This window comes from Reyranella aquatilis (assembly GCF_020880995.1).
GTDB classification, from domain to species: Bacteria; Pseudomonadota; Alphaproteobacteria; order Reyranellales; family Reyranellaceae; genus Reyranella; species Reyranella aquatilis.
The window spans coordinates 300,253-323,311 of the sequence record NZ_JAJISD010000002.1 but is presented as its reverse complement, the minus strand read 5'-3'; the positions used below and the strand labels follow the sequence as shown (position 1 = coordinate 323,311).

Sequence of the window (23,059 nt, the reverse complement as noted above, 5' to 3'; positions counted from 1 at the left end):
CAGAAGGGGCCTTTTCGGGGAGGCAGGAGCGGTCGCCGGCTTGCCGGTCATCCCCGCAGAATAGCCGAGACAGGCCTCTGCGGAGAAGGCATCGCCCGATGGCGCACGACCAGCAGGGTCGTCAGCAGCAGCACGGCGCCGGCCTGGTGCAGGGTCGCGATCGGGATGCTGACACCGCTCAGGATGGTGGCGATCCCGAGACCCAGCTGGAAGAGAGCCATCGCCGCGGCAGCCAAGGTCTCCGAGCGCGGCGCCCGCCAGGCCATGATCAGCACCCCCAGCACCAGGAGCTTCGCCAGCCAGCGATGCACGAACTGGATGGTCGTGCCGTTCTCGAAGAGGTTGATCCAGGCAGGCGAGAGGTCGAACAGGCCGGGCGGTATCCAGTATCCCGACATGGTGGGGAAGGTGCTGTGCGCGGTGCCGGCGCGCAGACCGGCCATGAAGGCGCCCCAAACCAGCACCACCAGCAGGAAGCCGATCAGTGCCGTGGCCTTGCGGGCGACCTTGGGATCGTCGCGATGGATGGCCCGCGGCGTAAGCTCAAGGATCAGCCAGACCGTGTAGGCATAGATGACGATCGCGAGGAACAGGTGCGCGGCGAGCCGGTAGTGGCTGACGGACGGTCGGTCGACGAGACCCGACGCCACCATCGCCCAGCCCATCGCGCCCTGCAGTCCGCCCAGGACGAGGAGGGCGAGCAGGCGCGGCTTGAGATACGCATTGAGGGCGCCGCGCCACCAGAACCAGGCGAGTGGCAGGGCGAAGGCCAGCCCGATCAGCCGGCCCCACACACGGTGGATATACTCTAGCCAGAAGATTTCCTGGAACTCCAGGACGGTAAAGTCGCGGTTGACGATGCGCCCCTGCGGCGACGCCAGGTATTTTTTCAGCTCGGCCTGCCATGCCGCATCCGACAACGGCGGCAGCCAGCCGGTCACCGGCCGCCACTCCACCATCGACAGGCCCGACTCGGTGAGCCGTGTCAGGGCGCCGATCACGATCATGAAGAAGATCATGCCGGCGACGACGATCAGCCACTGGCGCACGGAAGCGGGGACTTGACTCATGACGGGCGGAACATGGGGTATGGAAGCGGCGGCGTCATCAGGCATAAATGTCGCTAATCCCGTCCCGCCAGTGAGGCTTGCACTCGTCCGGGCCGGGCGATTTAATCGGTTCGTATACGAACGGCCTGCCCTCTCGCCCCGGATCCTCGTTTATGTCTGATTTCCAGCTGGCCCCTCCGCTCTCGCACGGGCTCAGCTTCGACGATCTTCACGACCGTGAAGGGATCGCCCGTCTTGATGCCGCCTTCGTGGCCTGGCTGAGGGACGCCAACGTCGACGCTCATGCCCGCCTGATGGCCGCGCGCGCCGCCCCCGACGGTCTTGCCGCAAAGGACGAGTCCAATCTCCTGATCGAAGTGGCGCGGCCGCTGGAGGACTTCATCGGCTCCCTGTTCGGCGTCAGCGCCGAAGCAGCCTCTCTGCGGGAACGTCATCGTCGCCTGGCGCCGCTCTACGACTGCAAGCGGCTCTTCGTGCAGCGCTACGTCACGCGCGCCCTCAAGCCGGACGTCGCCGCCGCGCTCGACGGCGCGGCCGTCACGGCGGCTCTTTCGCTGCCGGTAAAGCTCGCCGACGGTCTGGAAGCCTGGGAACTGGCCTTCGCGCTGGCCGTCCGCAACCTGATCGGGGCAGAGTTCAAGGTCGAGGCGCCGACCCCGCAGGTCACCGCCTTCGCCGAGTACGCCGCCTGGGCGCTGCACAATCCGGAAGGGAAGAAGCGGCATCTCGACGGTCCGCTCTTCAAGGTGCCGCACAAGCTCGACTTCGAGCATCTGGTGCCGATCGAGACCGAGATCGTCGATGGCGTGACCCGCATGAAGCTGCCTCGGCCGATGCTGCGCCATCGCGAGGGCTTCGCGCTCACCGATCAGGGCTTCGACCTGGTGCGCGCGCTCGATCATGCGAACTACTGCATCTGGTGCCACAACCAGGGCAAGGACAGCTGCTCTCGCGGGCTCAAGGATCGCAAGACCGGGGCCTTCCAGAAGTCGCCGTTCGGCGTGACGCTGGCGGGCTGTCCGCTCGAAGAGAAAATCTCGGAGATGAACCTGCTGAAGAGCGAGGGCTTCTCCATCGGCGCGCTGGCGATGGCCGCGATCGACAATCCGCTGCTGGCGGCGACCGGGCATCGCATCTGCAACGACTGCATGAAGGCCTGCATCTACCAGAAGCAGGAACCGGTCGACATCCCGCAGATCGAGACCCGCACGTTGAAGGACGTGCTGGCTCTCCCGTGGGGCTTCGAGATCTACTCGCTGCTGACGCGCTGGAATCCGCTCAACCTGCGCCGCCCGATCCCGCGCCCCTCGACGGGACGCACCGTGCTGGTGGTGGGCCTCGGTCCCGCCGGCTTCAACCTCGCGCATCATCTGATGAACGATGGGCATACGGTGGTCGGCATCGACGGTCTCAAGATCGAGCCGCTGCCCGAGGCTCAGTCGGGCGTGAAGATGGATGGCACGCGCGTGCCGTTCGCCGCGGTCAAGGACGTCTCGAGCTTGCGCGAGAATCTCGGCGAGCGCGCGATGGCGGGCTTCGGCGGAGTCGCCGAGTACGGCATCACCGTGCGCTGGGACAAGAACTACCTGAAGATGGTGCGCCTGCTGCTGGAACGGCGCGCGCAGTTCTCGATGTTCGGCGGCGTGCGCTTCGGCGGCACGGTGACGGTCGAGAGCGCCTTCGCCATGGGCTTCGACCACATCGCGCTCTGCGCCGGTGCCGGCAAGCCCACTGTTCTGGACCTGCCGAACGGTCTGGCGCGCGGCGTGCGTGCAGCATCGGATTTCCTGATGGCGCTGCAGCTCACCGGCGCGGCCAAGAAGGATTCGATCGCCAACCTGCAGATCCGCCTGCCGGTCGTGGTGATCGGCGGCGGCCTGACCGCGATCGATACGGCGACCGAATCGCTGGCCTATTATCCGCTGCAGGTCGAGAAGTTCCTCGCCCGCCACGAGATGCTGATCGCCGAGCGCGGCGAAGCCGCGGTGGGCATCAACTGGTCGCCCGAGGAACGCGAGATCGCCGCGGAGTTCATCGCCCATGCCCGGGCCATCCGCGCCGAGCGCGAGGCGGCGGCGCGCGAGGGCCGCGATCCCGCGATCACGAAACTTGTGAACGGCTGGGGCGGCGTCTCGCTGGTCTATCGCCGTCGCCTGATCGATTCGCCATCCTACACCCTGAACCACGAGGAAGTGCTCAAGGCGCTCGAGGAAGACATCCGCTTCGTCGAAGGCCTGTCGCCCGTCGCCGTCGAGATCGACGAGGCCGGGCAGGCGAAGGCCTTGAAGGTCGCGGGCGAGCAGAACGGCGCGAAGGTCGAGGCGACGCTGCCGGCGCGCACGATCCTCGTGGCCGCGGGCACGCAGCCCAACACGGTGCTGGCGCGCGAGGATGCCACGCACGCCTTCATCGACGGCAAGTATTTCCGCGCCCTCGACGAGGAAGGCAATCCCGCGACACCCGAGCGCGTCTGCAAGCCCGCCGACGTGCGCGTGCTCATGTATCGCCACGCCGACAACCGCTTCATGTCGTTCTTCGGCGACCTGCATCCGTCGTTCGCGGGCAACGTCGTGAAGGCGATGGGCGGGGCGAAGCAGGGCTACCCGGTGCTGACGCGCTCGATGACGGCGCTGCCGCCACCCAAGCGCACGCCGGCGGAGATCCTTGACGAGGCCAATCGTTCGTGGCGCGCCCGCGTGGTCCGAGTTGACCGGCTGACGCCGACCATCATCGAAGTGATCGTCGAGGCGCCGGCAGCCGCGCGCAACTTCGAGCCCGGTCAGTTCTATCGCCTGCAGAACTACGAGGCGCGCTCACCGCGCACCGAGGGCACTCTGCTCACCATGGAGGGCCTCGCGCTGACCGGCGCCTGGGTCGACAAGGAAAAGGGCCTGCTGTCGCTGATCACGCTCGAGATGGGCGGCTCGTCCGACCTCTGCGCGCTGCTGAAGCCGGGCGAACCGGTAATCGTCATGGGACCGACCGGCGCGCCGACAGAAATCGAGCCCGGCGAGACGGTCGTTCTGGTGGGCGGCGGCCTCGGCAACGCCGTGCTGTTCTCGATCGGGCAGGCTTTTCGCAAGGCCGGCAGCAAGGTGCTCTACTTCGCCGGCTACAAGAAGATGATCGACCGCTACAAGGTCGAGGAAATCGAGGCCGCGGCCGATGTCGTCGTCTGGTGCTGCGACGAGGCGCCGGGCTTCACGCCGGGCCGGCCGCAGGACAAGTCGGTCGTCACCAACATCGTCGAGGCGATGCGCCAGTATGCGTCGGGCGAGCTGGGAGACCAGCCGATCCCTTACAGTGCCGCCGACCGTATCGTGGCCATCGGCTCGGATGGCATGATGAACGCCGTTCGTATGGCGCGGCATGCCGCGCTCAAGTCGTACCTCAAGCCCGAACACGTGGCCTTCGGCTCGATCAACTCCCCCATGCAATGCATGATGAAGGAGATCTGTGCCCAGTGCCTGCAGCTCCACAAGGATCCTGAGACGGGCAAGGAGACGGTGGTCTTCTCCTGCTTCAACCAGGACCAGCGCCTCGACCTCGTCGACTTCGCCAACCTGCGGCAGCGCCTGCGCCAGAACTCGGTGCAGGAGAAGATCGCGGCCCTCTGGATCGACCGGTCTCTGCGCAAGCTCGGCGCGCGCGGCTAGACGAAGATCTTCCGCGCGACGATCGCCAGCAGGGCGACGGATGCGACGAGGATCACGAGGAGCGTCAGCACGATGCCGGCCGAGCGGCCGGGATTGATGCCCGCCCCGCCGGCCAGCCCGTAGGCGTGGGCCACGCGGCCGAAGATGAAGCTGGCGCCCAGCGCGTGTACCAGCCAGCGCGGGCCGTGGCAGATCTCGAGCAGGGCCAGCAGGATCAGCACCAGCGGGGCATATTCGGCGAAGTTGCCGAACACGCGGGTTAGGCGGCTCATCTCGGCATCGCCGCCGTCGCCGACGCTGATCCGCCGCCGCATGCGCTGGCGAATCACCAGGACCGCGAGGATCACGCAGAGGAAGCCGGTGAGCGCGGCATAGAAGGCGGTGACGAAGGGCAGGGCTGGCATGGCCATGGCGAGGTCTCCCGATGGGCTGTCGCGTCGTCATAGCCCATTCGGAAGACCGGTTTGGGAAAATCTGTTCCCGGCTACGCCCGTCCGCGCCAGGGATGCACGAGCAGCGGTCCCGCGATCAGGCTGCCGAAGGTGACGATGCCGACGGCAATGGCAACGAACACGCCCGGCAGGCCCCAGCCCAGATGCTCGATCGCGAACCAGCCGCCGAGCGAGGCCACGAACAGGCGCGTCACGCCGGCGGCGAACGGCGCCTTCATGCGACCCGCGCCCTGGCTGGCAAAGGAGAGCGTCATGCCGATCCCGAACAGGAAGTAGAACGGCGCCACCCGCGTGACATAGGCGACGGTCGCGGCGATCACGTCCGGATCGTCGGTGAAAAGCCGCGCCCAGCCTTCGGGAAAAAGCGCCACGATCCAGCCGAAGGCGCCGATCCCGAGGCCCGCGACGAGGCTGCCGATCCAGGCGGCCCGCACGGCCCGGCGCCAGTCGCCGGCGCCGGCGGCGACACCGACGATGGTGGTCAGGCCCGAGCCGATGCCGAAGGCCAGCGGCACCAGCATGAATTCGAGCCGCACGCCGATGCCGTAGCCCGCGAGGGCGGCCACGCCGAAGCGGCCGACCAGTCCCGTGACGAGCATTGCGGTGAGGTTGGCCGTGAAGGCTGAGAAGGAGGCGATCAGGCCGACCCGCAGGATTTCCCAGAACAGCCTGATCTGCAGGGTCACGCCGGAGACCGTCGGCACGAAGCCCAGCTTGCCGCTCCACAGCGCCCGCGCCTGCAGGAGCGCCGACACCGCCGAAGTGAGCAGCGAGGAGATCGCGGGCCCGGCCATGCCCATGCCGGGCCAGCCGCCGATGCCAAGCGCCAGCACGTAGGACAGCGGCACCTGGGCAATCGAGGACACCAGCATGTAGCGGCCGGGCGTGGCCGCATCGCCGCCGCCGCGCAGCAGGGCCGACAGGAAGAAGTTGGCCCAGATGAAGATCGAGCCGCTGAACAGCACGTGCGAGTAGGTGAGGGCTTTGGCGAGGGAGCGGCCCTCGCCGCCCAGCAGACGGTAGAGCGAGGGCGCGACCGTCCAGGCGAGCAGAGTGAAGAGCAGTGCCAGCGCCGCACCGAGGACCAGCGCGTGCAGCACCAGCTTGCGGGCATCGTCAGTCCGGCCGGCGCCCAGGGTGCGGGCCATCGCGGCCGCCACGCCGCCGCCCATGCCGCCCGCGGCCATCATGGTCATCATCATCATGAGCGGGAAGACGAGGGCGAAACCTGCCAGCGCGTCTGTGCCCAGCCGTCCGAAGATGAAGGTCTCGGCAATGGCCACGAAGGTCTGCACGATCATCACGGCGGTGGTGGGCGCGGACAGTTTCCACAGGCTCCGTCCGATGGGCGCGGTGAGAAGAGGGTGAGACAAGGCGACTCCGATTGCGTGCATATGCACATTATCAGGCCGCGCCCTCGTGTCACCTGACAAAGCCTGCCGGGAGCCATTAGGTTTTGCCCATGACAGACAAGGAACGCCCGCTCGCCAAGCCCTCGGTCCAGATCGACAACGATCGCGTGATCGTCACCGAATGGCGCTTCCCGCCGGGCAGCCACACCGGCTGGCACCGCCACAATCACGACTATGTCGTGGTCCCCATCACCACGGGCGAGCTGCACATATTCGACGGCAAGGCCACGGTACCGGCGCCGCTCCGGGCCGGCGTGTCCTACTCCCGCCAGACCGGGGTCGAGCATGACGTGATCAATCCGAACGATTTCGAGTTCGTATTCGTCGAAATCGAGGTCAAGGCCTGACCCTGCCGCCGGGCTGCCCCGCGCCCGGCCGCATTGACTTGACACCCTGCAGGGGTCATATGGGGTCCGCCCAGCGGTCCGGCCCGATCCACGAGCCTTATGTGACCGCTCCAAGTCCAGCGGAAAGAATGGACTAAACTACGGAAATTAAATGAGTTTTGAGAGTTTGGGGCTGAGCGCCCCGGTACTGCAGGCGGTGGCCGAGAAGGGCTACACGACGCCGACCCTCATCCAGGAAAAGGCCATTCCCATCTGCCTGATGGGTCGAGATGTCCTCGGATGCGCCCAGACGGGCACCGGAAAGACCGCCTCCTTCGTCCTCCCGATGATCGACATTCTCTCGGAGGGCCGCGCCAAGGCGCGGATGCCGCGCTCGCTCATTCTGGAGCCGACGCGCGAACTGGCCGCCCAGGTGGCCGAGAACTTCGAAATCTACGGCAAGTACCACAAGCTCAACATGGCGCTGCTGATCGGCGGCGTGAGCTTCCCCGACCAGGAACGCGCCCTTGAGCGCGGCGCCGACGTCCTGATCGCCACGCCGGGCCGCTTGCTCGACCATTTCGAGCGCGGCGGCATCCTGCTGAACGACGTCAAGATCCTGGTGATCGACGAAGCCGATCGCATGCTCGACATGGGCTTCATCCCCGACGTCGAGCGCATCGTCGCCACCCTGCCGCCGCTGCGTCAGACCCTGTTCTTTTCGGCCACCATGCCGCCCGAGATCAAGCGCCTGGCCGACCGCTTCCTGAGCAACCCCAAGGAAGTCACGGTCGCCCCGCCGGCGTCCGCCTCCAAGAACATCGTGCAAGGCCTCGTGGTCGTGCAGGAAGAAGACAAGCGCGAGGCGCTGCGGGCCCTGATCAAGGAACAGGACATCAAGAACGCCATCGTCTTCTGCAATCGCAAGAAGGACGTGGCGATCCTGCAGGGCTCGCTGAAGAAGCACGGCTTCAATGCCGGCGCGCTGCATGGCGACATGAGCCAGCCCGCGCGCATGGAGACGCTGGAGAAGTTCAAACAGGGCGAGATCCAGATCCTCGTCGCGTCCGACGTCGCCGCGCGCGGCCTCGACATCGTGGCGATGAGCCATGTGTTCAACTTCGACGTGCCGTTTTCGCCCGAGGACTACGTCCATCGCATCGGCCGCACCGGCCGTGCCGGCAATACCGGTCACTCCTTCACACTGGCCTCGCCCGACGAGGGCGGGCTGGTCGAGGCGATCGAGAAGCTGATCGGCACCACCATCCCGCGCGTTGAAGTGCCGGGCATGGCCGAACTCGCCTTCGAGCCGTCCGACGGACGCCGTCGCGGCCGTGGCCGCGGACGCGGCGGTTCCAGCAGCGGCAGCAGCAGCCGTGGCCGCAGCGCCGGCGGCGGCCGTTCGCCGCGCGAGGCCCGTCCCGAGCGCGAGCCGCGCCCGGAAGCCGAAGCCGTCCGTCCCGATGTCGAAGCCCGCCCCGAACGCGAGGCTCGCCCGCCGCGTCCCCAGCGCGAGGCCCGGCCGCCGCGTGAGCCGCGGGCCGACCATCCGTCCCGCGAGACCCGTCCGGAGCGCGAGTCGCGTCCCGAGCGTGAGGCCCGGCCGCCGCGCGAGCCCCGGTCCGACCGCCGTCCGGAGCGGTCCGATCGTCCGCGCCACGACCGTCGCGACCGTGACGACACGCCCGCGCCGATGGGGCTGGGCGATCACGTGCCGGCTTTCCTCGCCCGTCCGACGCGCTAGACTCGCGCATCGCGGCGGAGGGCGTTCATGCAGACCATTTTCGTCATGGTGAAGTGCGAACTCGGCAGGGCCTACGACGTCGCTGACAACGCCGTGGCCGTCGAGCAGGTCTCGGAGGTCTATTCGACCTCCGGGCAGTACGATCTCCTGATGAAGTGCTACCTCGACGAGAAGACCGACATCGGTCATTTCGTGACGAGCCAGATCCAGACGCTTCCGGGCGTGAAGGACACCTTCACCCTGATCACCTTCAAGGCGTTTTCCTGAGCACGGCCCTTCCGCGCCGGCATCTCCCGAGGGGTGAGGATTTCCTCCTCCTCCCGCCTTCCATTCAGCCCTACGCCTATCGCAACGTCGACAGCCTGTTCGCCCATCGCGTGATCCGCTGCGGCGCGGACCTGCGCGAGCTGCCGCGCGGCCGCGAGATCGAACCGGTCTATGCCGCGGGCGGACGCGAGCACGACGTCGCCTCGTTCATGGACCGCAACGTGATCGTGGGCCTCCTGGTGATCCATCGCGGCCGGATCGTGCTCGAACGCTACGGTCTCGGCCTGCAGGAGCACGATCGCTGGTCGACCATGTCGACCGTGAAGTCGATGACCGCGATGCTGGTTGGGGCGGCGGTTCATGACGGCGTCATCAAGTCGATCGACGATCCGCTGACGGACTACCTGCCGGCGCTTCGGGCATCGGCTTATGAGGGCGTGACGTTGCGGCATGTGATGACGATGTCGTCGGGCGTCCGCTGGACCGAGGTTTATCCCGACCGGAACTCCGACGTGAACCGCTACTCGAAGTCGCTGGCCGACAAGGTGCCCGACGGCGTGCTGAAGCTGATGGCGTCCCTGCCGCGTGCCCATCCGCCCGGCAGCACCTTCCTCTACAATTCCGGCGACACGTTCCTGCTGGGCGCCGCGCTCACCCGCGCCGTCGGCAAGCCGCTCGCCGACTACATGTCTGAGAAGGTCTGGCAGCCCGCCGGCATGGAATGCGACGCCTTCTATACGCTGGAGAGCGACGGCGGACAGGAGATCGGCGGCAGCCGCGCCGGCATGGTCCTGCGCGACTTCGGCCGCTTCGCCGAGTTCGTGCGCAACGACGGCGTGATCGATGGCAGGCGTGTCCTGCCGGCAGGTTGGGTCGAGGCGGCGGCGACGCCAGCATTCAAGGTGCCTGCGCCGGTCGTGCCGGACATCACCCACTACGGCTACAGCTGGTGGCTCGGGGAAGGCGTGATGGCGGCGATCGGCCATGCCGGTCAGCGCATCGATGTCTACCGCGGCGAAGACCTGTCCGTGGTCACTCTGGCGGCCCTGCCGCAGCCGCCGTATGTGCCGGCGACGGACCATGATCGCCGCGCCGAAATCGTCACCTTCACGCAGGCCGTGAGGACGGCCTGCTCGACCTCCAACGAGTGAACCCACGCATGTCGACGCCCTCCCGGAAACTCGAACTTCTCGTCGAGCGCATCGTCATGGGCAGCCGCTGGCTGCAGGCGCCGCTCTACATCGGCCTGGTCTTCGTGCTCGGCGTCGTGGTGGTGAAGTTCCCCTTCAAGATCTGGGAGCTGATGCGCAAGGCGCTCGCCGCCGAGGAGGCCGACCTCGTGCTGGCGATCCTGTCGCTGGTCGACCTGATCATGGTCGCCAACCTGGTCGTCATGGTGATCATCTCGGGCTACGAGAATTTCGTGAGCCATATCGACGTCGACAACTCGCGCGACAGGCTCGCCTGGTTCGGCAAGCTCGATGCCGGCTCGCTCAAGATCAAGCTTGCCAGCTCGATCGTGGCGATCTCCTCGATCCACCTCCTCCAGCGTTTCCTGGAGGCCGGCGACTACGACAACGGCAAGCTCTACGCCCTCGTCGTGATGCACATGGCCTTCGTCGTGTCGGCCCTGCTGCTGACCTACATCGACAAGATCGCTTCCGACAAGAAGGCCAGCGGGCATTGAGCCGCGGCGGCCGGTCAGTCCTCGCCATCTGGGTCGACATCGATCCGGCCGATGCCGCCTTCTTCGAGCACTGGCACAGCCGCGAGCATCTCGAGGAGCGCGTCTCCTGCCCCGGCTGGCTGCGGGGCAGCCGCTTCCAGGGGGTGACGCGGCCCGACCGCTACCTGCTGTTCTACGACGCCGAGACTCCGGCGGCCTTCGAGAGCGAGACCTATTACGCCCGCCTGCGCGCGCCGAGCGAGATGAGCCGTGCGATCTTTCCGAAGTTCCGCAATACCTCGCGGACCGTCTGCGCTGTCGAGCAGCGCTGGGGTGAGGGGATCGGCGCCGCCGTTCTCACGCTCCGCATGAAGGCCGACAACGTCGCGCCCTTCGACAGGCTCGCCTCCCCGGAAACGGCGCGCGTCGACCTGCTGTCCGGCCGCGCCACTGTCGGGCAGGCGCAAACGGCTGAGAAGGACCTGCGCGGCACGCCGGATCAGCAGATCGAGCGAGCGTTGGTCGCCTTCTTCTGGTCGGTCGAAGCGGCCCAGGCCGCGCGGGAGCGTCACGCCCCCGAAGGCGAGGTCTTCGCCCTCCGCCACACCGTGTCGAAGGGCGACCTCGTTTAGCTAGTTGATCAGCCCGTAGAACTTCCCGGCGTTTGTGCAGGTGATCATCTTCACCTGTTCGGCCGGGACCTCGGCGAACTGCTCCTTGATGTACTTGTCGGAGTGCGGCCAGACGCCGTCGCCGTGGGGATAGTCGGAGCCCCACATCAGGCTTTCCGCGCCCATCTCGTCGATCAGCTTGGCGCCGATGCGGTCGAACTGGAAGGTGGCCTTGCACTGGCGGCGCCAGTAGTCCGACGGCTTCATCTTCATGCCGAGATCGGTGAAGCGGTCCTCCCACTCGAAGTCCATGCGGTCGAGTGCGTAGGGGATCCAGCCGCAACCCGATTCGCCGAAGGCGATGCGGATGTTGGGGAAGCGCTCCAGCACGTTGGCGCCCATGATGGCGGCCAGGATGTTCACCAGGTTCATCTGGAAGCCCGAGACAACGGTGAAGAACACCGAGCGGCCGACCCGGCCGGGATGCTTCTCGATGGTGCCGGGCGGGACGTTGGGGAAGGTGTGGAAGTGCAGCGGCAACTGCACGTCGTTCACCGCCTTCCACAGCGGATCCCACATCGGGTGCCACATCGGCTCCATGTCCCAGGAGCAGGAGAGCTCGAGGCCCTTAATGCCCATCTTGGCGACCCGGTAGGTCTCCTTGACGGCGGCGTCGATGTCGCCGTAGGGCAGGCAGGCGAGGCCGATGTGTCGGTCCGGATAGTGGCTGCAGAAGTCCTTCAGCCAGTCGTTGTAGATGCGCAGCATCTCGTTGCCGGCCTCGCGATCGTTGAGGCGGCTGGCGGCGCCCAGGATGCCGTAGATCACCTCGGCGTCGACGCCGTCGCGGTCTAGGTCCTTGATGCGCAGGTGCGGATCGGAGATGCGACGGATGTCCTTGGCGCCGTCGGCATAGAGGCCGGTCTCGGCCATGATGTCGACGCGGTGATGCTTGCCGGGAACGAACTTGGAGCCGGAGGGACCGACGCCGTTCTTGTAGCCGAACGAGGCGCCGTTCTTCGCCACCCACTTCGGACCGTCGTCGGTCTCGGTGACGTAGGGCATCCGGTCCTTCAGATCGCGCGGCGCCATGGAGGTGAATAGATCGGGCGGCATCCACGGAAGGTCGAGATGGCTGTCGGCCGAAATCCGCTTGTACTGCATGGCGTCTCGCTCCCTTTGATCTTCTGGGGGAATTATGCGCCGTCCGACACGCGGGGCAATGCCCCTACTGTTTCGCGGGTCGGCTTGTGTGCTACGGCTCGCATCATGACTGATACCGCTGTGTCCCGTCTCGACGGGGACTTCGACTACATCATCGTGGGCGCCGGCTCGGCCGGATGCGTGCTCGCCAACCGGCTCTCGGCGGATCCGAAGAACCGCGTGTTGGTGCTCGAGGCGGGCGGGCGCGACAACTGGATCTGGTTTCACATCCCGGCGGGCTACCTGTTTGCGATCGGCAATCCGCGCGCCGACTGGATGTTCCAGACCGAGAAGGAGCCCGGTCTCAACGGACGCGCGCTTAACTACCCGCGTGGCAAGGTCGTGGGCGGCTGCTCGGCGATCAACGGCATGATCTCGATGCGCGGCCAGTCGCAGGATTACGATCACTGGCGCCAGCTCGGCCTAACCGGCTGGGGCTGGGACGACGTCGCGCCTGTGTTCCGCAAGCTCGACAATCATTTCCTCGGCGACACCGAGTTTCACGGCGCGGGCGGCGAATGGCGGGTGGAGGAATCGCGGGTACGCTGGGAGGTGCTCGACGCGGTGATCAGGGCCGCCAACGAAATGGGTATCCCGACGACGCCGGACTTCAATACCGGCGACAATACGGGCGTCGGTTACTTCCACGTGAACCAGAAGCGCGGCATCCGCATGTCGGCGGCGCGCGCGTTCCTGAAGCCGGTCCTGAAGCGGCCGAATCTCAGACTGGAAACGGGCGTGCTGGTCGAGAAGCTGTCGTTCGACGGCCGGCGGGCCGCGGGTGTGGTGTTCCGGCAGGGCGGACGCCTCGTCGAGGCGAGGGCGAGGGGCGAAGTAATCCTGGCGGCCGGCGCGATCGGCTCGCCGCAGATCCTGCAACTCTCCGGCGTCGGCGCGCCCGACTGGCTGGGCGAGGTCGGTGTGCCGGTTCTGCATGGGCTCGAGGGAGTCGGGCGCAACCTGCAGGACCATCTGCAGCAGCGGGCCATTTTCAAAGTCGAGGGCGTGAAGACGCTGAACACGGCCTACCATTCGCTGATCGGCCGGGCGGCGATGGGCATGCAATATGCATTGCTGCAGAAGGGGCCACTCACCATGTCGCCCTCCCAGCTCGGCATCTTCACGCGCTCCTCGCCGGATCAGGAACGGTCAAATATCGAGTTCCATGTGCAGCCTCTGTCGCTCGACAAGTTCGGTGAACCCTTGCATCGCTTCCCGGCGATCACGGTGAGTGCCTGCAACCTGCGCCCGACCTCGCGCGGCACGGTCAGGCTGCGGTCGGCCGATCCGGCGGCCAAGCCCGTGATCGCGCCCAACTATCTGGCGACCTACGAGGACCGTACGGTGGCGGCCGACGCGATCCGCGTGACGCGACGCCTGATGCGGCAGCCCGCAATGCAGCCCTATCATCCGGAGGAGTATCTGCCGGGCCCAACCGTCGGCGACGACGACGCCTCGCTGGCCAAGGCGGCCGGCGACATCGGCACCACGATTTTCCATCCCGTCGGCACGGCGAAGATGGGCCTGCCGTCCGACCCGCATGCGGTGGTCGACGAGCGCCTGCGTGTCATCGGCCTCGGGGGACTGCGTGTCGTCGACGCGTCGGTCATGCCGACGATCACCTCGGGAAACACCAACACACCGACAATCATGATCGCCGACAAGGCGGCAACGATGGTCCTCGCGGACAACAGGTAAGGAGGCATTCGTGTACAAGGGACTGATTGGAGTAGTCGCGGCGCTCGGCCTTTCCGTGCCGGCCGTCGCCGTGGCGCAGCAACCGAAGACGTTGAAGGTCGTCGCGCATTCGGACCTGAAGATCCTCGATCCGATCTGGACGACGGCATTCATCGTCCGCAACCACGGCTACATGATCTACGACACGCTGTTCGCGCTCGACGGCGAACTGAAGATAAAGCCGCAGATGGTCGATACCTGGAAGACGAGCGACGACCAGCTCACCTGGACCTTCACCCTGCGCGACGGGCTCGAGTTCCACGACGGCCAGCCCGTTACCACCGAGGACGTCATCGCCTCGCTGAAGCGCTGGGCGGTGCGCGATTCGCTGGGGCAGATCCTGTGGAGCAAGATGGCCGACATCAAGGCCGTGGACGCGAAGACCTTCCAGATCGTGCTGAAAGCGCCGACCGGCATCGTGCTGCAGGCACTGGGCAAGCCGTCGGGCAACCCCTTCATCATGCCGAAGCGGGTCGCGGAGACGCCGGCCACCGACCAGATCAAGGAGTTCGTCGGTTCCGGCCCCTTCATTTTCAAGGCCGACGAGTGGAAGCCCGGCGACAGGACCGTCTATGTGAAGAATCCGAAGTACAAGCCGCGGCCCGAGCCCGCTTCGGGTCTTGCCGGCGGCAAGATTCCCAAGGTCGACCGGGTCGAGTGGGTCGCCATTCCCGACCAGCAGACCGCGGTTAACGCATTGCAGGCCGGCGAGATCGACATCATCGAGGCGCCGCAGCACGACCTCTATCCGCTGATCAAGAAGGATCGCAACGTCTCGCTGGTGACCACCAACAAATGGGGCAACCAGTACATCTATCGCTTCAATCAGCTGCACAAGCCGTTCGACAATGCCAAGAACCGGCAGGCGATGCTCTATGCGCTGAACCAGAAGGACTTCCTTAACGGCGTCATCGGCGATCCGGAGTTCTACACGGTCTGCAAGGCGATGTTCATGTGTGGCGGTCCCTACGAGACCACTGCGGGCTTCGCCGACAAGTACGAGAGCGACTTCGCGAAGGCGAAACAACTGCTCGCAGAGGGCGGTTACGACAACACCCCGGTCGTGCTGCTGCATTCCACCGATCTCTACGTCCTCACCAACATGGCGCCGATCGCCAAGTCGCTGATGGAGAAGGCGGGTATGAAGGTCGACATGCAGTCGATGGACTGGCAGACGCTGGTCGCGCGTCGCGCCAAGAAGGACCCGCCGGACAAGGGCGGCTGGAACGTGCTCATCACCTCGACGTCGGGCGCCGATTCGCTCGATCCGCTGACCTACAGCTTCATCAGCGCCTCCTGCGACAAGGCCTGGTTCGGCTGGCCCTGCGACGCGGAGATCACGCGCCTGCGTGACGCCTTCGCCGACGAGACAGACGAGGCCAAGCGCAAACAGATCGTCGAGAAGCTCCAGCTGCGCGCTGCCGAGGTTCCCACGCATGCGTTCCTCGGCCAGTACAACAATGCGATGGCGATCCGGAAGAACGTCAGCGGCAGCGTCGTGTCGCCCGTCCCGGTCTTCTGGAACATCGAGAAGAAATAGCGGCCATCCCGACGCCGTCGTCGTTCAGACGACGGCGTCGCCCGCAATCTGTGTGCGCTGCATGCGGCGATGGAACGGACCGGCATCGTGGATTGCCAGATGCTTGGTGCAGCGATTGTCCCAGAAGGCGACGGAGCCGGCTTCCCAGCGGAAGCGACAGGTGAATTCCGGGCGGTGACCGTGCTCCATCAGGAAGTCGAGCAGGGGCCTGCTCTCGCGCTCGGTCATGTTCTCGAACCGGCACGAATAGGAATGGTTCACGAACAGGCACTTGCGGCCGGTCTCGGGATGCGTGCGCACCACCGGATGCAGGCTCTCGGTCGGCTGCCAGTTGGAATCCTCGCGCACCTTGATCGAGCGGCGGGCATTCAGCCCCGCACGCGGACCGGCGACACGGATGTCGCTGTGCACGACACGTAGCCCCGCGAGCATCGCCTTCATGCCGTCGGAAAGGCTCTCGTAGGCGAGGTACTGGTTGGCGAACAGCGTGTCGCCGCCATAGGGCGGCACCTCCAGCGCGTAGAGGATGGCGCCCATCGGGGGCTCGGGCATCATCGTCGTATCGGAATGCCATTCCTCGCCGACGATCCTCTCGTCGCCGGGCGCCCGAACGACGCGCACGATCTCGGGGTCGCCCACACCGGTGTTGAAATTGGGATGGACGAAGATATCGCCGAAGCGGCGTGTAAACGCCTTGTGACGGGCATCGTCGAGCGACTGGTGGCGAAAGAAGATGACGAGATGCTCGAGCAGGGCACACCGGATCTCGGCGATCGTCTCGTCGTCGAGGGGCGTGGAGATGTCGACGCCGCCGATTTCCGCACCGAGGGCGCCGGCTATCCGGGAGACGGTGATTCGCTGATAGGCAGGCATCGTTCGATCGTCCTCGTACGGGGCTGGTCGCGATGATGCGGCTGGGCGAGCGGCGCCTGCAAGGCCATGAGCGCTGCACTTTCGCCGAGCGGCGCTTGTTGAGGCCGGGCGGCCCGAGCCTCCAAACGAAAGCCCCACGTTTGGTATCGAGCAACCCGCCGCCCGCGGCGAAGTGGGGCGGCAATGCAACCAAATCGAGGCAGGAGTGTTAGATCGCCGTCAACCACGTGTGGGGTGCATTCACTATGAAAAAGATGACTGCGGCGGCGCTCGTTCTCCTCGCACCTGCGGCCCTGCAGGCGCAGACCATCAATGCGCAGGAGGGATTCTACATCGGCGCCGGAGGGGGTGCCGCGTGGTTCATCGGTTCGAACCCCAACGCTCAGAGCTGGACCGGTTGGGCCGTGGGCGGCAAGGCCGGCTACGACTTCGTCGGTCCCCGTCTCGAGCTGGAGGCTGGGTACGGTCAGATCCCCGTCTCGGCCAACATTCCGGGCACCGCGATCAACGGCAAGGTGGGCCAGCTCACCGTGATGGCCAACCTGCTGTACGACTTCATGCCCACCTCGGTGATCACGCCGTACATCGGCGCCGGCGCCGGTATCGCGTTCGTCGACAGCAATTCCTCGCTCGGCAGCACCCAGTTCGCCTATCAGGGCATGCTGGGCGTGGCCTACAATGTGAACGAACAGCTGCGGTTCATGGTAGAGGGCCGTTACGTCGGCACCACGAACCCGAGCGTCAACACGCCCTTCGGCAATGTCTCCTTCCAGAACCAGAACATCCTGGCGCTGGCGGGCGTCAGCTACAAGTTCACGGCACCGCCACCTCCGCCCCCGCCGCCGCAGGCCGCTCCGGTCGCACCGCCGTCGTTCATGGTGTTCTTCGACTGGGATCGCTCGAACCTGAGTGACCAGGCCCTGACCACGATCCGCCAGGCGGCGAATGCCTATAAGCAGAAGGGCAATGCCCGCGTGACGGCGACCGGCCATACCGATACCTCGGGCACCGAGGCCTACAACATGGCGCTGTCGCTTCGCCGCGCGAACGCCGTGAAGGACGCGCTGGTGCGCGAGGGCGTACCGGCTACCAACATCAGCGTCGTGGGCCGCGGCGAGCAGGGCCTGCTGGTGCAGACCGGCCCGAACGTCCGCGAGCCGCAGAACCGCCGCGTCGAGATCGTCATCCAGTAAGACGAAAAGTCACCGCCCCCGGCAACAGGTCGGGGGCGGCTTCGTTACAAGGCTGCCGGACCGCAAGGACCGGCCCTCCGGTTGCGGCTTCCCAACCCTCTCCCCGAGTGGCGGCGGCTGCAACCGGAGACCCTTTTAGCGCGCCGCACCTGTCGGGAACATCCCCCGCCTCGCGGTTGCGTTGGAACCGCACCATCGACTGTCGTTCCAGCGGCGCCGGACGGCTGCATTCCGGACCTTGGGATGCTGGCGTCGAAGCCCGACTCCTGTGTCCGCGGCGTGATCACGAGGAGGGGCCCGACTTCGTGAACGCAACCTGAAGGCTTCCATCGACGTTCTCTCGCCGACAGTTCACATGCGGAGGCTCTGATGCTCAAGTTCACGAATATCGCTCTCGTTGCAGCGCTTGGCCTGGGTGTCGCGGCCTGCGGAAACAATCCGACCGACCGGGCGCTGACCGGCGGCGCCATCGGCGCCGGCACCGGTGCGGTCGTCGGCTCCACCATGGGCGCCCCGCTGGCGGGCGCGGTCGTGGGCGGCCTGGGAGGCGCGGCGATCGGCGCCGCCACCACGCCACGCAACGACTACTACTACCGCTAGGATTTCAGGCCGATCGGGGCGGGCGCCGACAAGGTGCCCGCCCTTTTTCGTGCGCGCGGTTCGGCTCGGTGCGAAACTGCGCCCATGGCCCGTCTATTCACGCGCAACATCGAGAATTTCACCTGCGAGCGCTGCGGCACCGCGGTCGAGGGCAATGGCTTCACCAACCATTGCCCAAACTGCCTGTGCAGCAAGCATGTCGACGAAAATCCCGGCGACCGCGCGGCGGAGTGCGGCGGACTGATGGAGCCGATCGCCGTCGAGCAGGCCAGGGGGCGCTACGTCGTCGTGCATCGCTGCCTGAAATGCGGCGCCGTGAAGCGCAACAAGTCTTCCCCCGACGACAGTTCGAAAGCGCTCGTCGAGGTGGCCCGGCGGCGGGCCCTGCCGTGATTCGGTGCGGACTCGCGATCCTCGCGGCTGGCCTGTTCCTGACCTGCCCCTCGGAGGCGCCCCGCGCCCAGGGCGTGGAGGAGATCGAGCAGGCCTGGCGCGGCTGGATGGAGAAGACCCGACGCACGCGCGGCGGTCTTGCGGTCGTCCATGCCGGCCAGCCGGTGCGGGAGGCCGGGGCGGGCGGTCTCTCTCCCGTCACCGCGGTGCCCTATGCCAGCCTGTCGAAGGCAATCACCGGCGTCTGTGTCGCAACGTTGATCGAGAGCGGCAAGCTCGCCTTCGAGACGCCGGTATCGCAGTCGCTGGAGCGGACCCTGTCGCGCACGGGGAGACCGGTCGATCCACGCGTCCTGCAGGTGACCGTCTCCGAACTGCTGGTGCATCGCGGGGGCTTCGGTCCGGGCGGTGGCAGTGACATGGCGCGCTGGCTGCGCGGCCACTCCGGGGGAAACACGGCCTTCGACGAGCAGTTGCGCTGGCTGTTCGCCCGTCCGCTCCCATACGCCCCGGGAGAGCGTTTCGAGTACTCGAACGCCAACTACCTGATGCTGGGCGCCATCATCGAGGAGGCCGCCGGTCAGCCCTATGAGCGGTACTGCAGGGAAGCGGTGCTGACGCCGGTCGGCGCGCGCGACGCGACCCTCGATCCGCAATGGCGCATCCTGTCGAGCTACGGTGGCTGGCGCATGCCGCTGGCCCAGTACGGGCGCTTCTACCAGGCCTTCGCGCCAGGCAATCGCGCGATCGGCCCACGGTCACGGGCATGGATGATGTCGCCGGAGGGCAAGCAGGTGGGCGGCGGCGCTTACTACGGGCTCGGCACCTTCGTCCGACCGACGCCGCGCGGTGGCGGCAATTTCTGGCATGCCGGCGCCTGGAGCTACGACCTCGCCAATGCCCATGACGGGCCGATCCACACATCCTACGCGACCTTCGCCGTTCGGCTGGGTGCGCTCGACGTTAACATGGTGAGCTTTGCCGAACCGAGGCGGGAGCACGAGGATGGCGAATTGGACGGGATCCTGGGGGCGGCCGCACGCCGGGTAAAGCGGTGGCCGTGACAGGCTGTGCGCCCTGAGCTACCTAGGGTCGTGGGCTTGGGGGAGTCCGCGCACTTGGGGGAGTGAGCTCTGAATCTTCTGCATTTCCTGGCAGTCGTCGTCATGGCGGCGTGCCTTTACGTGTCGGTGCCGGAATGGCAGGAGCGGCCCCGCTCGCGCGGCCTGCTGCTCGTGCCGCCCGTGCTGGCCTTCATCTGCGCCTACGTCATGATGGGCTTCGTGACGCCGGAAAATCGCGAGCCCTGGCTGTTGCGTTCGGCGCTGGCGGCCGGCTTGGCGTTGGGCCTCGTGCGCGGCTTCTTCCTGAAGGCCGACGTCGACAATTACGGGCTGACCCGGCTGCCCGGGGCACGCGACGGCATGCCCGTCACGCTGCTCATCGCCGCAGCGCTGGCGGTTGCCATCGTCGCGCCGCTGCTCACGGCTCCGGCGTCGGCCTGGGTGCCCTATGCAACCAGCCTCGCGGGCCTTGGCGCGACCTACCTGTCGGGCCGCGCCGTCGTGGTCTATCTGCGCACGCGTTCGTAAGTTACGCCGCGAACGAGCGCAGCACCTTGCCCGGCCGCGAGGCCGGGTCGGCGCAGAAGCCCTTCTCGTCGGCCGTCTTCGCGCCGTTGATCCAGACGCCGTGCAGGCCGACCGCACCCGCAGTCAGGCGCGCCGCGCCCGCGGGCAGGTCGTGCGCCCGGCGCTTCGGGCCGCGTGCCACGGTCTTCGGATCGAACAGCATCAGGTCGGCCGCCATCCCCTCGCGCAGCAGGCCGCGATCCCGGATGCCGAACAGCTTGGCCGGCTGGCCGGTCAGGCGATGCACGGCCTGCGGCAGGTCGAGCACGCCCAGATCGCGGCTCCAGTGGCCCATCAGGTGCAGGCCGAAGCCCGCGTCGCAGAAGAAAGTGAGATGGGCGCCGGCGTCGCTCAGCGAGATGTGGGTGTTGGGATCGGCCAGGATTCGGCCGACCGCCTTGTCGTCGTTGTGGAGAAGCTGCGCCACGAACATCGTGTCGAGGTCTTCCGACAGTGCGAGGTCGAGGATGAAGTCGAAAGGATCCTTGCCCGCCTGCCGTGCAAGCTCGCCCAAGGTGGCGCCCTCCATCCGGCGGTTCTGGTCCTTGGCAGTCTCGACGACGAACAGCTTTTCCCACTCGCCGTTGAACACCAGCCGCCCGCGATTGGCCTGCAGTTCCTCGCGCACCGAATTGCGCCACGCCGGGTCGCGATAGATCTTCTTGAGTTCGGCCGGATCGTGGGCCGCCATGGCCGGCTTCCACGCCTGCATGCTCTCGAACAGGTAGGGGCTGTGGAACGTGAAATCCATGCTGAGCGGGCAGCACGAGGTTTGCGCCACCAGTGTGCGGCCGCGGGCGCGGGCGGCATTGACCTGCTCGAGCGTCGTAAAGGCGGCTTCGGGGTTGGTGTTGGAGTGGAAGAGGGCGGCGATCACAACCGGGCGGTTCGCTTCGGCGGCGATCTCCTCGAGATAGGGGATCGTGGTCGTGCGGCCCTTGGTCAGCATGTAGACGCCGGTGCCGCCCTGGCCCATGGCCTTCACCAGCGTGCGAAGCTCGTGATCGTCGGCGAGACGCGACGGCATGGGCGTGCCGCCCTCGCCGTTGTGCGCTTCCGAGGTCGAGGAGGCGAAGCCGATGGCGCCCGCCGCCATCGCCTCGCGCACCAGGTCGGCCATCTTCGCGACCTCGGCTGCGGTGGCGGCGCGCTCGGTGGCGTCCTTGCCCATCACGAAGGTGCGAATGGCGGAATGGCCGGCGAAGCAGGCGACGTTGGGGCCGACGCCGTTCTTTTCCAGCATGTCGAGATACTGCGGGAAGCTCTCGAAGCCCCAGTTGATGCCGGCGCGCAGCGCGTCCAGCGACATGCCCTCGACATGGGTGAGATGGCGCATGGTGAGGTCGCGGTCGGCCGGCTTGCAGGGCGCGATCGTGAAGCCGCAATTGCCCAGGATCGCCGTGGTGACGCCCAGCGCCGGCGAGGGATCGACGAAGGGGTCCCAGGTGATCTGAGCGTCGTAGTGCGTGTGGCCGTCGATGATGCCCGGGGCCAGCGCGAGCCCGTCGGCCTTCACGGTTTCCCGGGCGGCGCCCAGTCTGGGGCCGATCGCGGCGATTTTGCCGTCCTTGACGCCGAGGTCGCCCTGGACCGGCTTGGAGCCCGAACCGTCGTGGATTTCCGCGTCCTTGATGACCAGGTCGAACATGTTTGTTTCCTCCCGAAAGAACCCTAGTCTGTCGCCAAGGAAATGGAACGGGAGGATTGCATGTCAGGCATGACGCGCCGTGGCTTCGTCGCGGCCGGAGCGGCCTTTGGGCTCGCGCCGGCGGTGGTTCGCGCACAGGACTATCCGACCAAGTCGGTCCGCGTCGTGGTGCCCTATCCGGCGGGGGGTGGCACCGACCTGGTGGCGCGGCTGGTGATTCCGCGCCTTGCGGACCGCTGGAAGCAGACCGTCGTCATCGACAACAAGGGCGGGGCGAGCGGCATCCTGGGCAGCGAGATCGTCGCCAAGGCGCCGCCCGATGGTTACACGCTGCTGGTCACGACCAGCGCCCACACGATCAATCCCTATACGACGAAGGTGCTGCCCTACGACACCGAACGTGATTTCACGCCGGTCACGACCCTCGTTCAGGGCGCCATCGCGCTGGTCGGCTCGCCCAAGGCCGGCATGGACACGATGGAAAAGTTCATGACCGCGGCGAAGGCCAATCCGGGCAAGTACCAGTTCGGCAGTACCGAGAACACGACCCGCATGGTGGGCGAACTGTTCCGCGTGAAGAGCGGCCTGAAGATCGAGAACGTGGCCTACAAAGGTGCGGCCCCGATGATGCAGGAACTGGCCGGCGGCCATATTCCGGTCGGCCTCACCAGTCCGCTTACGGTCATGTCGCATCATCGCGCCGGCACGCTGCGCATGCTGGCGGTGAGCGGCAACAAGCGATTGCCGGGTCTCGAGGACATTCCGACCATGGCCGAGGCCGGCGTGCCGGGCGTCGATACGCTCGCCTGGTTCTCGCTGTTCGGGCCGGGCAAGATGTCGCCCGCGCTCGCCAACCGCATGCGCGACGATGTGGTGGCGGTCCTGGCCGAGCCCGAGATGCAGGCCAAGATCCGCGACCTGTCGAGCCTGCCCGGCGGCGACACACCCGACGCCTTCGCCCAGCGCATCAGGAACGAACTGGTGACCTGGAAGGAAGTGGCCAAGCTGGCGGGTATCGAGCCTGAGTGACATCGGGC

At 66.7% G+C, this 23,059-nt stretch carries 21 protein-coding genes; 15 read left to right on the top strand and 6 right to left on the bottom strand.

What is annotated here, in order from left to right; translation table 11 throughout:
- Positions 1-47: 47 nt before the first annotated feature.
- Positions 48-1,070 (bottom strand): COX15/CtaA family protein, encoded by a 1,023-nt coding sequence (locus LJ725_RS07345; RefSeq protein ID WP_230549981.1) that lies wholly within the window; start codon positions 1,068-1,070, stop codon positions 48-50.
- 152 nt (positions 1,071-1,222) lie between these two features.
- Here LJ725_RS07345 and LJ725_RS07340 point away from each other — a divergent pair, with 152 nt between their 5' ends.
- Positions 1,223-4,726, top strand: coding sequence for an FAD-dependent oxidoreductase (locus tag LJ725_RS07340; protein WP_230549980.1), 3,504 nt, complete (start codon positions 1,223-1,225; stop codon positions 4,724-4,726).
- On the opposite strand, the gene LJ725_RS07335 is transcribed toward LJ725_RS07340, so the two are convergent.
- Positions 4,723-5,136, bottom strand: coding sequence for an MAPEG family protein (locus tag LJ725_RS07335; RefSeq protein ID WP_230549979.1), 414 nt, complete (start codon positions 5,134-5,136; stop codon positions 4,723-4,725). The two genes, LJ725_RS07340 and LJ725_RS07335, sit on opposite strands and share 4 nt — an antisense overlap.
- A gap of 74 nt (positions 5,137-5,210) precedes the next feature.
- Entirely contained in the window at positions 5,211-6,551 is a 1,341-nt protein-coding gene (locus tag LJ725_RS07330) for an MATE family efflux transporter (protein ID WP_230549978.1), read from the bottom strand.
- Between the two features lie 89 nt (positions 6,552-6,640).
- Here LJ725_RS07330 and LJ725_RS07325 point away from each other — a divergent pair, with 89 nt between their 5' ends.
- The 6 genes from LJ725_RS07325 to LJ725_RS07300 all read left to right on the top strand — a co-directional run bounded on the left by LJ725_RS07325 (position 6,641) and on the right by LJ725_RS07300 (position 11,225).
- Positions 6,641-6,937: a cupin domain-containing protein gene (locus LJ725_RS07325; protein ID WP_230549977.1), complete on the top strand. Its 297-nt coding sequence runs from the start codon at positions 6,641-6,643 to the stop codon at positions 6,935-6,937.
- A 151-nt stretch (positions 6,938-7,088) separates the two neighbouring features.
- The gene (locus LJ725_RS07320; RefSeq protein ID WP_230549976.1) at positions 7,089-8,660 is read left to right on the top strand and encodes a DEAD/DEAH box helicase; all 1,572 of its coding nucleotides are present in this window, start codon (positions 7,089-7,091) and stop codon (positions 8,658-8,660) included.
- 27 nt (positions 8,661-8,687) lie between these two features.
- The gene (locus LJ725_RS07315; protein WP_230549975.1) at positions 8,688-8,927 is read left to right on the top strand and encodes an Lrp/AsnC ligand binding domain-containing protein; all 240 of its coding nucleotides are present in this window, start codon (positions 8,688-8,690) and stop codon (positions 8,925-8,927) included.
- A 110-nt stretch (positions 8,928-9,037) separates the two neighbouring features.
- Positions 9,038-10,078 carry a serine hydrolase domain-containing protein gene (locus LJ725_RS07310; protein WP_230549974.1) on the top strand — a complete coding sequence of 347 codons (1,041 nt, stop codon included), beginning with the start codon at positions 9,038-9,040 and terminating at the stop codon, positions 10,076-10,078.
- An 8-nt stretch (positions 10,079-10,086) separates the two neighbouring features.
- Entirely contained in the window at positions 10,087-10,614 is a 528-nt protein-coding gene (locus LJ725_RS07305) for a TIGR00645 family protein (protein ID WP_230549973.1), read from the top strand.
- Positions 10,611-11,225, top strand: coding sequence for a hypothetical protein (locus LJ725_RS07300; RefSeq protein WP_230549972.1), 615 nt, complete (start codon positions 10,611-10,613; stop codon positions 11,223-11,225). The genes LJ725_RS07305 and LJ725_RS07300 overlap by 4 nt, the downstream gene beginning before the upstream one ends.
- Here LJ725_RS07300 and LJ725_RS07295 read toward each other — a convergent pair whose 3' ends face one another.
- On the bottom strand, positions 11,226-12,368 hold the full coding sequence (locus LJ725_RS07295) for an amidohydrolase family protein (RefSeq protein WP_230549971.1): 1,143 nt from the start codon (positions 12,366-12,368) through the stop codon (positions 11,226-11,228).
- Positions 12,369-12,473: 105 nt separating this feature from the next.
- Here LJ725_RS07295 and LJ725_RS07290 point away from each other — a divergent pair, with 105 nt between their 5' ends.
- Complete coding sequence (locus tag LJ725_RS07290; protein WP_230549970.1) at positions 12,474-14,105, top strand: GMC family oxidoreductase; 1,632 nt, start codon at positions 12,474-12,476, stop codon at positions 14,103-14,105.
- 10 nt (positions 14,106-14,115) lie between these two features.
- Positions 14,116-15,684, top strand: coding sequence for an ABC transporter substrate-binding protein (locus LJ725_RS07285; RefSeq protein WP_230549969.1), 1,569 nt, complete (start codon positions 14,116-14,118; stop codon positions 15,682-15,684).
- A 24-nt stretch (positions 15,685-15,708) separates the two neighbouring features.
- Here LJ725_RS07285 and LJ725_RS07280 read toward each other — a convergent pair whose 3' ends face one another.
- On the bottom strand, positions 15,709-16,557 hold the full coding sequence (locus LJ725_RS07280; protein ID WP_230549968.1) for a TauD/TfdA dioxygenase family protein: 849 nt from the start codon (positions 16,555-16,557) through the stop codon (positions 15,709-15,711).
- Between the two features lie 245 nt (positions 16,558-16,802).
- Here LJ725_RS07280 and LJ725_RS07275 point away from each other — a divergent pair, with 245 nt between their 5' ends.
- The 5 genes from LJ725_RS07275 (at position 16,803) to LJ725_RS07255 (ending at position 20,335) form a co-directional block, all read left to right on the top strand.
- Positions 16,803-17,750, top strand: a complete 948-nt coding sequence (locus LJ725_RS07275) for an OmpA family protein (protein ID WP_230549967.1) — start codon at positions 16,803-16,805, stop codon at positions 17,748-17,750.
- Positions 17,751-18,119: 369 nt separating this feature from the next.
- Positions 18,120-18,350 carry a hypothetical protein gene (locus LJ725_RS07270; protein WP_068189174.1) on the top strand — a complete coding sequence of 77 codons (231 nt, stop codon included), beginning with the start codon at positions 18,120-18,122 and terminating at the stop codon, positions 18,348-18,350.
- An 84-nt stretch (positions 18,351-18,434) separates the two neighbouring features.
- On the top strand, positions 18,435-18,743 hold the full coding sequence (locus tag LJ725_RS07265) for an RNHCP domain-containing protein (RefSeq protein WP_230549966.1): 309 nt from the start codon (positions 18,435-18,437) through the stop codon (positions 18,741-18,743).
- Positions 18,740-19,807, top strand: coding sequence for a serine hydrolase domain-containing protein (locus LJ725_RS07260; RefSeq protein ID WP_230549965.1), 1,068 nt, complete (start codon positions 18,740-18,742; stop codon positions 19,805-19,807). The genes LJ725_RS07265 and LJ725_RS07260 overlap by 4 nt, the downstream gene beginning before the upstream one ends.
- Before the next feature lie 102 nt (positions 19,808-19,909).
- Positions 19,910-20,335 carry a hypothetical protein gene (locus tag LJ725_RS07255; protein ID WP_230549964.1) on the top strand — a complete coding sequence of 142 codons (426 nt, stop codon included), beginning with the start codon at positions 19,910-19,912 and terminating at the stop codon, positions 20,333-20,335.
- A 1-nt stretch (position 20,336) separates the two neighbouring features.
- Here the strand turns inward: LJ725_RS07255 and LJ725_RS07250 are convergent, their stop codons facing one another.
- On the bottom strand, positions 20,337-22,022 hold the full coding sequence (locus tag LJ725_RS07250) for an N-acyl-D-amino-acid deacylase family protein (RefSeq protein WP_230549963.1): 1,686 nt from the start codon (positions 22,020-22,022) through the stop codon (positions 20,337-20,339).
- Between the two features lie 60 nt (positions 22,023-22,082).
- On the opposite strand from LJ725_RS07250, the gene LJ725_RS07245 reads away from it, so the two are divergent.
- Positions 22,083-23,051: a Bug family tripartite tricarboxylate transporter substrate binding protein gene (locus LJ725_RS07245; RefSeq protein WP_230549962.1), complete on the top strand. Its 969-nt coding sequence runs from the start codon at positions 22,083-22,085 to the stop codon at positions 23,049-23,051.
- Positions 23,052-23,059: the final 8 nt, after the last annotated feature.

Bases quoted from the DNA above. Each gene is read 5' to 3' on its own strand.
- LJ725_RS07295 (WP_230549971.1), bottom strand. From the start codon at position 12,368: ATGCAGTACAAGCGGATTTCGGCCGACAGCCATCTCGACCTTCCGTGG.
- LJ725_RS07265 (WP_230549966.1), top strand. From the start codon at position 18,435: ATGGCCCGTCTATTCACGCGCAACATCGAGAATTTCACCTGCGAGCGC.
- LJ725_RS07290 (WP_230549970.1), top strand. From the start codon at position 12,474: ATGACTGATACCGCTGTGTCCCGTCTCGACGGGGACTTCGACTACATC.
- LJ725_RS07255 (WP_230549964.1), top strand. From the start codon at position 19,910: ATGGCGGCGTGCCTTTACGTGTCGGTGCCGGAATGGCAGGAGCGGCCC.
- LJ725_RS07325 (WP_230549977.1), top strand. From the start codon at position 6,641: ATGACAGACAAGGAACGCCCGCTCGCCAAGCCCTCGGTCCAGATCGAC.
- LJ725_RS07245 (WP_230549962.1), top strand. From the start codon at position 22,083: ATGTCAGGCATGACGCGCCGTGGCTTCGTCGCGGCCGGAGCGGCCTTT.
- LJ725_RS07335 (WP_230549979.1), bottom strand. From the start codon at position 5,136: ATGGCCATGCCAGCCCTGCCCTTCGTCACCGCCTTCTATGCCGCGCTC.
- LJ725_RS07345 (WP_230549981.1), bottom strand. From the start codon at position 1,070: ATGAGTCAAGTCCCCGCTTCCGTGCGCCAGTGGCTGATCGTCGTCGCC.
- LJ725_RS07270 (WP_068189174.1), top strand. From the start codon at position 18,120: ATGCTCAAGTTCACGAATATCGCTCTCGTTGCAGCGCTTGGCCTGGGT.
- LJ725_RS07315 (WP_230549975.1), top strand. From the start codon at position 8,688: ATGCAGACCATTTTCGTCATGGTGAAGTGCGAACTCGGCAGGGCCTAC.
- LJ725_RS07340 (WP_230549980.1), top strand. From the start codon at position 1,223: ATGTCTGATTTCCAGCTGGCCCCTCCGCTCTCGCACGGGCTCAGCTTC.
- LJ725_RS07275 (WP_230549967.1), top strand. From the start codon at position 16,803: ATGAAAAAGATGACTGCGGCGGCGCTCGTTCTCCTCGCACCTGCGGCC.
- LJ725_RS07320 (WP_230549976.1), top strand. From the start codon at position 7,089: ATGAGTTTTGAGAGTTTGGGGCTGAGCGCCCCGGTACTGCAGGCGGTG.
- LJ725_RS07250 (WP_230549963.1), bottom strand. From the start codon at position 22,022: ATGTTCGACCTGGTCATCAAGGACGCGGAAATCCACGACGGTTCGGGC.
- LJ725_RS07280 (WP_230549968.1), bottom strand. From the start codon at position 16,557: ATGCCTGCCTATCAGCGAATCACCGTCTCCCGGATAGCCGGCGCCCTC.
- LJ725_RS07305 (WP_230549973.1), top strand. From the start codon at position 10,087: ATGTCGACGCCCTCCCGGAAACTCGAACTTCTCGTCGAGCGCATCGTC.